Raw genomic sequence first — 12900 nt, 5'->3', positions numbered from 1 at the left:
TGGTCGGGGCCCACGCAGGGTTCAGTGTGATCGTCGATCAGGATCTGTGCATGGGGTCCGGATACTGCGTTGCGCAGCACCCGGAGTTGTTCAGTGCGGATGCGGATGGCACTGCCGTACCGAGGGCTGCTGGGGTGTTGAACGAGGACCAGGTGGCGAAGGCCGATGAGGCAGTGCACCTCTGTCCGGCAAGCGCGATCGAGCTGGTGCGCTCGGACTAACTTCCGGCGGACAGCTCGTGGGCCAGCAGCTCATCGAAAGTGAATGTGCCAGTAGGCCGGTCGTTCTTACCGAGCAGGTACACACGCTTGACCGCGGCCAGAATCGACTCGGCCACCACATCGCGATAGTGGGCGGCGCTCAGAATGGAGACATCGTTCGGCGAGGTGATGTACCCGATGTCCACCTGCACGGTGGGCATCCGGGTGAGGCGCAGCAGGTCCCACGTCCGGCCGTGTGCTCTGCAGTCGCGTAATCCCGTGCGAGCAGCCACTTCTCGCTGAATGAAGTCGGCCAGCATGTGTCCGATGGTGGACACCGAGCCATGCAGGTTGCCGAAGTGATAGGACGCGACGCCGCTGGCGGCCACCGTCGGTTGCGAGTCGAAACGCAGGCTGATCATCAGATCGGCACCCACATTGTTGGCGTAGGTGGCGCGGTCGATATCGGTGGGGTTGTTCTGGATGGCGCGCGAGATGTACGTGTCCATACCGATCGCTGTCATCCGGCCCTCGAGGCGACTGGCCAAGTCCCACAGGATGTCTGCCTCGCTGGTCGGGCCCTCGCGACCCGGAACGATGACTCCGCGGTCGGCGCCGCCGAGACCGGGATCGATCACGATGCGCTTGCCTGACAGCTGTGGGCCGGCGTTGCGGACGTGTTCGGTCTCACGAATCGCGTGCGCGGATCCACCGGTGACGTGTCGACCCAACAACTGGAACGAGCGCAGGGTCTCGGGTCCACAAATTCCGTCCGCGGTCAGCCCGTACTCCCGCTGGTACGACATAAGCGAGTTGTAGGTCTGCAGCCCGAAGTTCCCGTCGACCAGGCCCGTGTAGAACCCAAGATCCTGCAGGCGCTTCTGCAGAGTCGCCACATCGTCGCCGTACATGGGTGCGGAGAACTGGTGAAAAAGGGTGCGAGCCCCAAGCCGATAGGAAGCTTCCTTCAGGGTGCGATAGGTCGCGGGTCCGACGACACCATCGACCAACAGGCCGCGGCGCTGCTGGAACGCGCGCACGGCGTCGTCCAAGGTCGGGTCGAAGTGGTCGGGCATGACGTGCCGACCGGTCGCAAGCACCTCATCGGGATCCTCCAGGAACCCGAGTGCGGTGAGCACCTCGCGTACCTCGCTGACGGCGGGGCCTCGATCGCCGCGGCGAATGTTCGACGCGCCTGTCGTCATACTCCGCCTTTCGCAAGAAACCGCACTGTCACCGACCGGACACGGGCTGCCCGTCGTCGGGACGGCACTATTGTCTCAGATGCCTAGGCGATGAGAGAAACTCCCGGCCGAGTCAACCGACCGGTGTCGAACCGGTTAGACGACCCCGTCCAGCTCACGCAGCAACGCCGACTTGCTCTTGGCGCCGACGATCCGCTTGGTTGCCTCACCGTTCTGGAAGAGAATCAGGGTGGGGATCGACGTCACCTGGAAGGCGCGTGCGGTCTCCGGGTTGGCATCCACATCGAGCTTGGCGATGGTCAGCGTTTCGCCATGGTCCTTGGCGATCTCCTCCAGCACGGGGGCCACCATCTTGCAGGGCCCGCACCAGGTCGCCCAGAAATCCACCAGCACGGGCTTGTTGCTGGAGACGACATCCTGCTGGAATGAGTCGTCGGTGACGGTAACGGTCGCGTGGTCGCTCATGGGTTCTCCTTGTGATGGGTGGCGGTGAGGCTAGGCCTCGACGAGGGTCTGGGAATGCGCCGTCTCGGCGAGCCAGCGCTCGGCGTCGATAGCTGCGGCACAACCACTTCCGGCGGCGGTGACGGCTTGCCGATAGGTTCGGTCAACGAGGTCGCCCGCGGCGAACACGCCTTCCAGTGAGGTGTAGGTGCTTCTGTCGCGCACCAGTACGTACCCGTCTGAATCGACGTCGACGACATCCTTAACGAGTTCGCTACGGGGATCGTGCCCGACGGCGACGAACATGCCGGTGACGGGCAGCTGCGAGGCTTCCCCGGTCACGGTGTTCTCGAGCTTGAGCCCGATCACCGAGTCGGTGCCCTCGACCCCGAGGATCTTGGTGTTGGTCAGGACGTTGATCTTGGGGTCCGCGTACGCGCGCTCGAGCATGATCTTGGACGCGCGGAACTCGTCGCGGCGATGGATGAGTGTCACGCTGCGGGCAAACCGTGTGAGGAAAGTCGCTTCTTCCATCGCGGAATCGCCGCCGCCGATGACGGCGATGTCCTGATCCTTGAAGAAGAAACCGTCGCAGGTGGCACAGGAGCTCACGCCCCGGCCCAGCAAGGTGTCCTCGCCCGGTACCCCCAGATACCGCGGAGCGGCGCCCATGGCCAAGATCACCGCGCGGGAACGGAAGATCTCGCCACCGACCGTGACAGTCTTCACGGGGCCCTGCAGGGAGACCTCATCGACATCCTCGGTGCGCAGGTCGGCACCGAAGCGAATGGCCTGCTCACGCATCTGGTCCATCAGGTCGGGACCCATGATGCCCTCGCGGAAACCCGGGTAGTTCTCGACCTCGGTGGTGGTCATGAGTGCCCCGCCGAACTGGGTGCCCTCGAAAACGATCGGCTTCAGCTGGGCGCGGGCTGCGTAGACCGCCGCGGTGTACCCAGCGGGTCCTGAGCCGATGATGATGAGCTCATGGATGTCCGATTCGGACTCGGTCGATACAACCTCCGACATGCGGTTCCCTTCTGATCCGATCTGAGTGCCTGTTGGAGACAAAGGCCATGCGAGTGCTGAAACAACAGCCTAGAGCGGGATGTTCCGCACCGGGCGGGCGGTGGGAGATACAGCCGGGCGGGCGGTGGGAGATACGGGTGCGGCCCGGCCTTCTAGCGGCCGGGTGTCGCGCCGATTCGGGTCTGTGCCACCCGCTGGGGATCGGACTGGCTGCAACCGGGCCGGACGGCCACCGCCAACAGTTCACCCGGACGTTCGGCGGGCAGCACCATCAACACCGCGGGGCCGTCGACGTCCAGGGTCTGCGCTCCGAGCACGGGCGTTGAGGCCGGGAAGCCGAGGCCGGTGAGGCAGGACGCGCGCAGTGCGGGGTCCTCGAGGGTGCCGAATGTGGGGGTGCGGCCGACGAGTGCGGTGATCTCGTTGCCAGAAATCGGGAAGGCAGTCTGGCCCAGGGCACCCTGCGGCGGCAATTCCGGCGCCATGGGTGCGGCGGTCTTGGGCGCGATGTACTGCGACAACGACGGGCCCGCCACGGTGGCGGTGGTCTCAGAGGTGCGCTGGTTGTTCTGCGCGACCACGGTGATGGCCACCGCGATACAGGCGGCCGCGGCCAACCCCGCGCCCGAGAATGCGAGCCAGCGGCGCTTTGCCGCGGGACGACGGCGATGGTCCAGGGGGACGGGGCCGGTCACCAGGTTGAGGCGCGGCTCCGCGGGCCGGACGGCATCCGCAGCTACCACGGGCAACGTCGATTTGGACGACTCGGCGTGCAGTGCGGCAACGATGCCGTCGACGACAGACGCGGGCACATCGGGGGCGGGGCTTTCCCTCCACGCCACCAGGTCGGCACGTACATGGTCGAGGGCGGCGAGTGTCGTGCGCGCGTCCGGATCCTGCTCTGCCCGTTGCCGAAGTATCTCGGCGTCGCGTGCGCTATAGACGCCTGCGTGTAGGTCGGCCAGGACGTCGAGTGACAGCGGTACCTCGGCGAGGTTCACCTTGTCGAGGTTACCTTCGCCATCGGCGGTGTCCGGCGGATTGTTGACCATGTGAATTCATCATCCTCGTACCCAGCTACCGCTGGCCACCCGTGTTACCCAATTTCGCAGGCGGAGCATGGTACGGCGGCATACGGTTAGTGGTCGATGGTTTCCGGTTCGACGGAGCCGGCCTTGTCGAGATAGTGCAGGGCGACGGCCAGACGTGCGCGGGCTCGGGCGCAGCGGCTCTTCACCGTGCCCTCGGGCACGCCGAGCAGCTCAGCGGCATCGGCCACCGAGTATCCGTGCATGTCGACGGCGATGACCGCGGCGCGCTGTTCGGCGGGCAGCCTGAGCAGGGCTTTCTGGATGACGATCGAGGTGTCGATATTGGTCGAGGGGTCCTCGAGGGTGTAGACGTCCTCTTCGAGTTCGAGCGGGCTGTGCACCTTGGTACGACGTAGTCGGTCCAGACAGGCGTTCACGACAATGCGGTACAGCCAGCTGGTGACGGCGGCATCGTTGCGGAAATTGGCGGCTCCACGGTGCGCTGAGAGCATCGCTTCCTGCAGCGCATCGGCGGCGTCTTCGGGGGTGCGGCTGGTGGCCCGAGCGAGCCGGTAGAGGCGACGGTGGTGACGGCGGAATAGCTGCTCGAAAGCGGAGGGGTCGCCGGCGACGTGGGCAGCCAGCAGCTCGGCGTCCGAGTGTTGAGGAGCGGTGAGAACCCCCTGAACCATGCCCACACGCGCACACTAATAAGAAAGGGGGGTGACGTCGACCACAAAGTCACCCCATAGCAAACGGTCGTACAACTTTCAACGATAGGTGGTAGCGATACCGGTAACTGAACAACATGAACCGCAGTACAGTCGCTAAACATTAGGTTGCCATCGAGTTTCAACCATGCTGAAAAAGACGACTTGAGCTTGTGGAGCGATACTGAAAACCGTTCGATAACCGCTCGACGGTCAGGCGTTCCTGCAGCTAGGAAGCAGTGGTGACGGTGATTTCGCCGATCTCCGCATGGTGATCACCGTTGGTGGAGCCCAGCTTGTTGATCCACACCAGCACATGAGAGACCTGCGAACTGCTGGTGATCGGGATCGTCGTTTTGCCGGGCTGCAACGTCGTAGAAGCGGAGATCTCCTTGGTGTCGTTGAAGGAGCCGGGTGTGGCCGAGTCGGCAGAACGAATCTGCACTTGCGTTCCGACACTGTGAGATTCGATCGTGACGCTGCTCAGAGCGCTGGCCGACTGTAGATCGAGCAGTAGTCCAACCCCTGGCTTGAAGATCACCGGGAAAGGATCGGCGTCGGTGTAGGTGTCGGTCGACCATGACGTGGAAGCGTTGCCGTCCACCGCCAGATTCGCCTTGCCGGGTTGGTCGGCGTCCGGGCCCGGAGGGAACACGGTCGCCTGCACGATCTTGGCCGGGCTACCGGGCTTGGCGGCGTCACCGTTGGCGGACTGGGTGGGTAATCCGATACCGATGTTGATCTTGTCCAACGGGCCGACATCGCCGAAGATCCGCGTGACCCAGACGCCCAGCGCGATGCACAGCGAGATGACCAGGACACCGACCACGCCGAGCCCGATCAGGAAGATCTTCCGGTGCCGGGCCGCTTCCTCGGGGTCCTCGTCTTCGTCGTCCTCGTCGTAGTCGTCATCGTCCGCAGGGTCCCCGGAATCCTGGAAACCCTGGGGGCGACCGATGCTGAACGACTGCGTGGGTGCTGCGGCGGCGGGCTCCAACATGGTGGTGTGATCGACGCTCGCGATGGCCGATTCCAGGCCGTCGAGCAGGTCCGCGGCAGAACCGGGATCATCGCTGAGCGCGCGGGAGGCCACATCCGAGATCTCGGCGGGGATGGTCGGGACGATGACTCGTGGCTCAACGGGGCGACCGTCGGGCGCGCGGTTGGCGCCGGGCAGCCCACTTGGCTGGCCGGTTTCGGCCAGCGGCCAGCGGCGGGTGGTGAGTGCGTACAGGGTGGCGCCGAGGCCATGGACGTCCTCGTCGGCGCTGGCCGAGGAGAGTGTGGCGGGGAACGCGAGCACTGCGTCTCCGTCGATGCTGATGCGTACGCGATCGGGGTGGTCGATGCTCAGCGCCGACCCGGCCTCGAAAGCAGCATCGGCGGCCTCGGCCAGGGATCGGACCGCCCGGCTGGCGCCTACGGCGGAGGGTTCGGTGTCGGCAACTTCGCGCAGCGAACCGCCGCGGACCCACTGCGCGACGATGATGCCGCCGGTTCCTTCGCGTACGGCGTCCAGCACACGCGCGAGGCCTGAGGACCCAATCTTGCTGAGCCGCAAGGTATTCGACAGGATGTCCTGCACCTGATCGGAGGTGAAGGTGGCGCCGTCGATGATGGTGAGCGCTACCGGGCGATTCAGCTCGGTATCGGTGGCCTGCCAGAACTGCAGCCCGTCCGGGCCCCCGTGCGAGGTGAGCAGACGGTAACGGCCGTCCGCGATGCTGGCACCCGGCATCACGGAGGTGGGGACTGCGCCCCCGGAGGGGGACTCGGTGGAAACAGACCGGGTCGATGACCCAGGGGTGTCTGTCACTGCCCTGCCCTTTCTCGTATCAGCGCCGCCCCCGTGCACTGATTTGTTTGCGGTTGTCAGGCCGACAGCGTCGCCGCCGCCGACTCGATCACCCGAATCAGGGTACGGCAGGGATGGCGGCGGGGAGTTGCCCATGACCGAAGCGTGATCTTGGATGCCGATGCCGAGCCGGCTGCCCAGGCGGCGCTGCAGCAGCGCGACGATGCTCAGTGCCTCGGGAAGCTTGACCGTCACCATGGCCGCGAAGGTGACGGTGAGCATCACGGTGCCGAGGATGACCAGCCGCAGAATCGAACCGAGGCCGCCGCCGGCCCGGGTGAGCAGATCGAGGTCGAACCCGCGGTCGATGCCCAGGCCGACGGCCGCCGCGGTACCCGAGGCGGCGAGGGCGATCAGCACCGTACGGACCACGCCCGGGCCGATGAGCGGCCCGGCCGCGCGCCCGATGCTTCGGCGCAACAGCAGATACCCACACACGGCGCCCGCCACGAACCCGAGTCCATTGGCGGCACCGAGATAACCGGCGACCAGGCTGGGATCGTCGGTGAGATGCGGGGCGATCACCGAGCAGACAATCTTCACCGTGGTGATCACGATGACTATCAGCGTGGGCGTCCACGCCTCATGGCGCGCATAGAACACCCGAAGCTGAAGCAGTACAAGGGCATACGCGATGAGAGTGAAGGAGGAAAGCGAGATTGAGAGCCCGAGGTAGTGGGCGTCACCGAGGGTGAAGTGCCCGTATGCGGACAGCGCCGGACCCATCGCCGGACCGGCGACGGTCATCACCGCAACGACCGGGATCAGGACGACCATTGTCAGCCGCGTGGCCAGAGATATGTCGCCCACCACCGCGGAGGTGTCCTCGTCAGCGGCGTTGCGGCTGAGCCGCGGCATGATCGCGGTCAGGATGGTCACGCCGACCACCCCGTAGGGCAGCTGCAGGATCATCCAGGTCTGGTTGTAGATGATGGGACCGGAATCGGCTGCGCCGGCGGCGATCCGGTTGGTGATGACGAACCCCAGCTGGCTGATGGCGACGTACGCGAACATGGCCGCGGCCATACCGGCGAACTGCTTGAGCCGGTCGTCGACTCCCCACAGGGGGCGCAGGGGGATCCCCTGGCGACGAATGGCGGGAATCAGCACCGTGGCCTGGGTGACCACGCCGAGCGTGGTGCCTATGCCCAGCACCAGGAGTTTGGGATCGCTCATCCGCGTCGGATCGAGGGTGAGTTCCCCGGGCATCAGCCAGAACAGAATCAGCGCGGCGATCGCGACAACGTTGTTCCACACCGGAGCCCACGCGGGTGGTCCGAACACATTGCGGGTGTTCAGGATTGCCATGAATACCGAGGACAGTCCGTAGAACAGGATCTGCGGGAGCAGTAGGTACGCCAGCGCGGTGGTCAGCGGCGTGCTGACCTTGGGGTCATCGCCGAGCATCAGCGCGGCCAGCAATGGCGCGGCCAGCACCGACAGCACCGTCGCCACCACCAACACCGATGTGGCGATGGTCAGCAGCTTGCGCATGAATGCCTGACCGCCGTCGGCATCCTCCCGCTCGGCGCGCGTGAGCACGGGGATGAATATGGCGGTGAAGGTGGCCTCAAGTACCAGCGCGGCAATGATGTTGGGCAGCTGGTTGGCGGTCGAGAATGCACTGGCGGACGCGGCGCCGAGCGCAGCGGTGATCAACAACAGCTTGATGAATCCGGTGATCCGGCTGACCAGGGTGGCCACCGCCATCGAGCCGGAATGCGCTACGACGGCCGCATCCGAGAGCTCTTCGATCGTGTCGTCGGATTCCGGATCGGGTAGCGGGTCCAGCGGCTTTCTCACGGCTGCCACTGGCTGCCCCTCCCGCCGGCGGAAACCTCATCCTCGCGGTCGAGATCGGCGCGGTCGGGTTGGCCGCGGAAGCGATGCCACAGGCGCCGGCCCGTCAACGCGAAGAGCACCGTGGCCGCGCCGATGGTGATGAAGAACAGCGGTTTCCCGTACGCGTTGGAATGCACCGACAGGCGTACCGGGTCACCCAGGGGCAGACCATCAGGGGTGTGCAGCGTTACGTCGACAGCCATGCGCTGGGAGACATTGACCTCCACCGGCACCTTCACCGGCAGGAAGCCGGGCGGAATCTCTTGTACGCCAACATCTGTGGCACTCATACCGGCCGGCGTTTCGACGCGCAGAGCGACCCGGATGGGCACCGGAAGCTCGTTGCGCAGCACCAGCGGTAGCGGGCTGTGTTCGGTGGCCAACGTGTAGGAGCCACCCGGATTGACGACGGTGACGGCGTTGAACAGGTCACCCACCGTGCGGCGGATGGCCGAGAGCCGTTCCTGGGCGGTGTCGTCGCGAGCATCCGGTGGAACGCTTTGGCTCACCGCGCGCAGGGCGTCCTGGCGTAACGGATCGGTGTACTGAACACCGGTGAGGCCGGTGCGGGCGTCCACGGTCAGCGCTGCGGTGAGGCCCCACAGCCGCCGTACCTCGTCGCCCAGCCCGAGCGACACCCCATCGTCCACGGCGCCCGGCGAATCCACCCCGAACGCGGTGTCCACCGGGTTGGGCTGGGCACTGGCGCGCGCCTCGCCGATGACGGTCGGCAGCGGGCGCGGTATCGCGAGTCCGGCGTGCAAAAGCGTGGACGTGGTGGAAAGGATGGCGCGGGCCTCGCCGTCGGACAGGTCCCAGGTGGCGTCCGGCAGCAGAATCGTCTGGCGGGGAGTCTGCTGGGGTGTCAGCGCCTGCCAGGCCATCGCTCCGAGCGCGTCCTGCATCCGCGCAACGCGCGAATCATGTTGCAGGGTAAAGCGAAGTGACCGGGGCACGTAATCGGGCGTGGTGGGGGTGCGTCCGGCGGCGCTCATCGCGGCGCCCACCGATGGGTCGAAGGGTGCCGCCACGACGGTGTCGGACACCCGGCGCGGGTTGAAGTCGGGCGGAGTCTCCTGATCCGCGGGCAGGGCCGACACCGCGACGGTGGGGCCCTGCCCGGTGAGCAGACCTATGCCCGCCTTCGAGAGATGACCGTCGCCGAGGAGGGTGGCACCGCGCAGGCTGTTGATTCCTAGAATCTGGTCGAGCACATCTGCGGTGCCGGTGGTGGCCTGATGAGCCAGACCCTCATCGGCCATCTGAGCAACAGCATCCAGCCCGGCCTGGGCGTAGGGCAGCGGTGTGACGCAGGTGCGCTTGGCCAACGCGCGCAGCCTGTCGAGCCAGGCTGCCGCGAGTCCCTGCCCGGTGCCGGGGTGCACCGGACCGGCGGGATCAGCCGAATTGTCGAGGACCTGGTAACCGAGTGTCATCTCGTTGACCGTCACCAGCAGATCGGGGTCCACAGCCAGGCAGACCGTGCGGGCCAAATCTGCCTTGGGATCGACGACCGCCTCGGTCGCGAACTCCAGGGCTCCCAGCAGCGCGTCCAACCGGCCTCCGGGTGACAGGGAGCGTTCGAGCTGATCGTCGAGCAGCCGCACCGGCGCAGGCCCACCGGGCTGACCGGGCGCCAGCCGCGGTCGGTCGGCCAACGGCCACAACAGCGTCAGACCCACGGGGCGAGAGGTGTCGGGTGCGACCTCGGGTTCGGCTGCGGCACCGGCGGGGGGCGGAACTCCGAGAACCGGCAGCAGGAAGCGCGCGTCATCGAGCCGGGCAGCCGCCCCGTAGTCGGGGGTGCCGTTGACGTTCACCAGGGCGGGATACACCCCGGGCGTGGAGATGTTCCAGGTTGGTCCGGTGCCGCCGCGCAGCGGGAAGGCTAGCGTGAAGGGGCGCTGCTGGCCCTGCTCGAGAGTGCCTGCGAGAGTGACGAAATCACCGATCGGCTGGTACTGATCGTGGCGGCCATGAAGATTGGCGCGTAACTCGGCGCTGGTCGCGACGGCCTCGGCGCGCTCCAGCCGAACGACCACGTCGGTCACCGGGCGATCGCCGACGTTGACCACCGTTCCCCGCACCGTCACGGTCGAATCGACGGTGGTGACGGTCTGTGGGGTGACCTCGTCAAGGACAACCTTGAGGAACTGCCCGTCCCGATAGGCGTGGGCGCGGGGCGCGGCCCAGGGAGTGCCCAGCAGGACAAGTGCGAGGACGGCAAGTACCGCCGCCACACGCGTCGCGTTGCGAAGCGTGATTCGAGTCATTGCTGTGGTCCACGCCCGGTTCGTCGGCCCGGTGTCCTATGGGTGCTGGAGTGCGTCTGCGGGCGGCGTCTCGGGGTGGACGGAGGCAAGGGGGGCAGCGATTCTGGCCCGTCGGTGTGCAGTTTGTCGATGAGGTCGCCGGCCACTTGGGCCAGCCGCCGCTCATCGGCGTACGCCAGCCGAGTGGGCAGCTCCTCGAGGGGAACCCAGGCGACCTCGGTGACTTCGACATCGTCATCGGAGAGCTCTCCGCCCAGCGAGCGCATCAGATAGTGGTGGACGGTCTTGTGTACGCGGCGCCCCTCGGTGACGAACCAGTAGTCGATGCTGCCGAGTGCGGCCAGCACGCTTCCGCGGATACCGGTCTCCTCGGCGACCTCGCGGATGGCAGTCTGTTCCGCCGTCTCGCCCTGTTCGATATGCCCCTTGGGCAGCGACCACAGCATTCGGCCACGCCGGTCCGTCCGCCCGATGAGGGCGGCCACCTGGCCGTCCTTGGGGCCGTCGATGCCGGCGATGACCAGGCCACCGGCGGAGGTCTCACGGACGGTACGCAACGAGGTTCCTGCGGCGCCGCCCTTCGGGCGCCCGCGCCCGCGGCCCTTTGCACCCGCAGCACCGGTTCCGTTGGTTGCGTGAGGAGCGCCCGCGGCAGGGGAGGCCGCCGGAGTGCCAGCGCCTTGCGCCCGGCCCTGCGATCGGTTGCGCCGGCCGCGTCGCGACCCCCTGCCGCGCGCCGAGGCGGGGTTCGAGCCGGGTTCATCCGACGACCCACCCGTGCGGGAACCGCCGGAGGAGTCAGACACCCATGTGATAGTAGTTCCCGCTACTGAGAGCCCCCGTGATACGCGCCGGTAGGCTGCCCGACGTGCCCGAATCGATACCGTCCGCCGAGCTGCTGGCCACCGCCGCAGTGACCCTGAACCGGCACAAGAAGATGCTGTCGGAGCTGGGTGCACTCTTCGATTCGGCAGGCTTTGACCTGTATCTGGTGGGCGGTACCGTCCGTGACGCCTTGTTGGGCAAGTTGGGCACCGACCTGGACTTCACCACCGATGCCCGCCCCGAGCAGGTGCAGGAATTGGTGGCCGGCTGGGCCGAGGCCATCTGGGATGCCGGTATCGCCTTCGGCACCCTCGGCGTGGTGCGCAAGGGGCAGCGGGTGGAAATCACCACGTACCGCAGCGACAGCTATGACCAGCAGTCGCGCAACCCCGAGGTGGTGTTCGGCGACAGCCTCGAGGGTGATCTGGTGCGCAGGGACTTCACCGTCAACGCGATGGCGGTGAAAATCGGGCCGGACGGGCCGGGAGAGTTCTGCGATCCGCTGAACGGACTGGAGGCCTTACGTGCCGGGGTGCTGGACACCCCGTCGGCTCCGGAGATCTCCTTCGGTGACGATCCGTTGCGCATGCTGCGCGCGGCCCGCTTTGTTTCCCAGCTGGGTTTCACAGTGGCGCCCCGGGTGCTGAAGGCGCTGGATGAGATGGCCGGCCAGCTGGGGCGGATCACTGCCGAACGGGTGCAGGCAGAGCTGGACAAGCTGATCGTGGGCGTCAATCCGGTCGCCGGAATCGATCTGTTGGTGGAAAGCGGCCTCGGCGCGGTGGTGCTGCCCGAGGTCGGTGAGATGCAGCTGACCATCGACGAGCATCACCAGCACAAGGACGTCTACCGGCACTCGCTGACGGTGTTGGAGCAGGCGATCGATCTCGAAGACGATGGCCCCGATTTGGTGCTGCGGTGGGCGGCGCTGCTGCACGACATCGGCAAGCCGGCCACCCGCCGGCACGAGGACGGCGGCGGGGTCAGCTTTCACCACCACGAGGTCGTCGGGGCCAAGATGGTGCGCAAGCGCATGCGTGCCCTCAAATACTCCAAGCAGATGGTCGACGATGTGTCGCAGCTGGTGTACCTGCATTTGCGGTTCCACGGCTATGGGGATGGCAAGTGGACCGATTCGGCGGTGCGCCGGTATGTCACCGATGCCGGCCCGATGTTGCCGCGGCTGCACAAGCTGGTGCGCGCGGACTGCACCACGCGGAACAAGCGACGAGCGGCGCGGCTACAGGCCAACTATGACGGGCTTGAGGAGCGCATTGCTGAACTGACCGCCAAGGAGGATCTGGCGCGGGTGCGGCCCGACCTCGACGGCAACGAGATCATGGAGCTGTTGGGCGTTCCGGCCGGTCCGATCATCGGCCAGGCGTGGCGGTTCCTGAAGGAGCTGCGGCTGGAGCGTGGACCGCTCGATCACGACGAGGCGGTTGAGGCGCTGCGCGAATGGTGGGCGAGCCGTACCTGAGCGCGC

10 protein-coding genes are annotated in these 12900 nt (G+C 66.5%); 2 read left to right on the top strand and 8 right to left on the bottom strand.

Going from position 1 to position 12900, the window contains the following annotated elements; translation table 11 throughout:
• The first annotated feature begins 50 nt into the window (after positions 1 to 50).
• Entirely contained in the window at positions 51 to 221 is a 171-nt protein-coding gene (locus tag RHO23_RS20965; protein WP_423489272.1) for a ferredoxin, read from the top strand.
• Here RHO23_RS20965 and RHO23_RS20960 read toward each other — a convergent pair.
• The 8 genes from RHO23_RS20960 to RHO23_RS20925 form a co-directional block, all read right to left on the bottom strand.
• Entirely contained in the window at positions 218 to 1405 is a 1188-nt protein-coding gene (locus tag RHO23_RS20960; protein WP_030097682.1) for an N-acetylmuramoyl-L-alanine amidase, read from the bottom strand. The genes RHO23_RS20965 and RHO23_RS20960 overlap by 4 nt on opposite strands.
• 135 nt (positions 1406 to 1540) lie before the next feature.
• The gene (gene trxA, locus RHO23_RS20955) at positions 1541 to 1870 is read right to left on the bottom strand and encodes a thioredoxin (RefSeq protein WP_030097681.1); all 330 of its coding nucleotides are present in this window, start codon (positions 1868 to 1870) and stop codon (positions 1541 to 1543) included.
• 30 nt (positions 1871 to 1900) lie between these two features.
• On the bottom strand, positions 1901 to 2878 hold the full coding sequence (gene trxB, locus RHO23_RS20950; RefSeq protein ID WP_046255383.1) for a thioredoxin-disulfide reductase: 978 nt from the start codon (positions 2876 to 2878) through the stop codon (positions 1901 to 1903).
• A gap of 152 nt (positions 2879 to 3030) precedes the next feature.
• Positions 3031 to 3930 carry a hypothetical protein gene (locus RHO23_RS20945; protein ID WP_423488284.1) on the bottom strand — a complete coding sequence of 300 codons (900 nt, stop codon included), beginning with the start codon at positions 3928 to 3930 and terminating at the stop codon, positions 3031 to 3033.
• 86 nt (positions 3931 to 4016) lie between these two features.
• Positions 4017 to 4607 carry an RNA polymerase sigma factor SigM gene (gene sigM, locus RHO23_RS20940; protein WP_373877328.1) on the bottom strand — a complete coding sequence of 197 codons (591 nt, stop codon included), beginning with the start codon at positions 4605 to 4607 and terminating at the stop codon, positions 4017 to 4019.
• A gap of 241 nt (positions 4608 to 4848) precedes the next feature.
• A complete protein-coding gene (locus RHO23_RS20935; RefSeq protein ID WP_423488283.1) occupies positions 4849 to 8286 on the bottom strand; it encodes a lipid II flippase MurJ in 3438 nt (1145 codons plus the stop codon).
• On the bottom strand, positions 8274 to 10589 hold the full coding sequence (locus tag RHO23_RS20930; protein WP_064410075.1) for a DUF6049 family protein: 2316 nt from the start codon (positions 10587 to 10589) through the stop codon (positions 8274 to 8276). The genes RHO23_RS20935 and RHO23_RS20930 overlap by 13 nt, the downstream gene beginning before the upstream one ends.
• Entirely contained in the window at positions 10586 to 11395 is an 810-nt protein-coding gene (locus RHO23_RS20925; RefSeq protein WP_075908450.1) for an NUDIX hydrolase, read from the bottom strand. Before RHO23_RS20925 ends, RHO23_RS20930 begins: the two co-directional genes overlap by 4 nt.
• 62 nt (positions 11396 to 11457) lie before the next feature.
• On the opposite strand from RHO23_RS20925, the gene RHO23_RS20920 reads away from it, so the two are divergent.
• On the top strand, positions 11458 to 12894 hold the full coding sequence (locus RHO23_RS20920) for a CCA tRNA nucleotidyltransferase (RefSeq protein ID WP_064410517.1): 1437 nt from the start codon (positions 11458 to 11460) through the stop codon (positions 12892 to 12894).
• The last annotated feature ends 6 nt before the right edge of the window (positions 12895 to 12900 follow it).

Source organism: Mycobacteroides sp. PCS013 (assembly GCF_049532645.1).
Classification (GTDB): Bacteria; Actinomycetota; Actinomycetes; order Mycobacteriales; family Mycobacteriaceae; genus Mycobacterium; species Mycobacterium gwanakae.
The sequence above is the reverse complement of the archived record's forward strand: the minus strand, read 5'-3'. Positions and strand labels throughout refer to the sequence as shown.

What these genes read in the sequence shown, in the direction of transcription:
- trxA (WP_030097681.1), bottom strand. Translation starts at nt 1,870, where the DNA reads ATGAGCGACCACGCGACCGTTACCGTCACCGACGACTCATTCCAGCAG.
- RHO23_RS20960 (WP_030097682.1), bottom strand. Translation starts at nt 1,405, where the DNA reads ATGACGACAGGCGCGTCGAACATTCGCCGCGGCGATCGAGGCCCCGCC.
- trxB (WP_046255383.1), bottom strand. Translation starts at nt 2,878, where the DNA reads ATGTCGGAGGTTGTATCGACCGAGTCCGAATCGGACATCCATGAGCTC.
- RHO23_RS20945 (WP_423488284.1), bottom strand. Translation starts at nt 3,930, where the DNA reads ATGGTCAACAATCCGCCGGACACCGCCGATGGCGAAGGTAACCTCGAC.
- RHO23_RS20965 (WP_423489272.1), top strand. Translation starts at nt 51, where the DNA reads ATGGGGTCCGGATACTGCGTTGCGCAGCACCCGGAGTTGTTCAGTGCG.
- RHO23_RS20930 (WP_064410075.1), bottom strand. Translation starts at nt 10,589, where the DNA reads ATGACTCGAATCACGCTTCGCAACGCGACGCGTGTGGCGGCGGTACTT.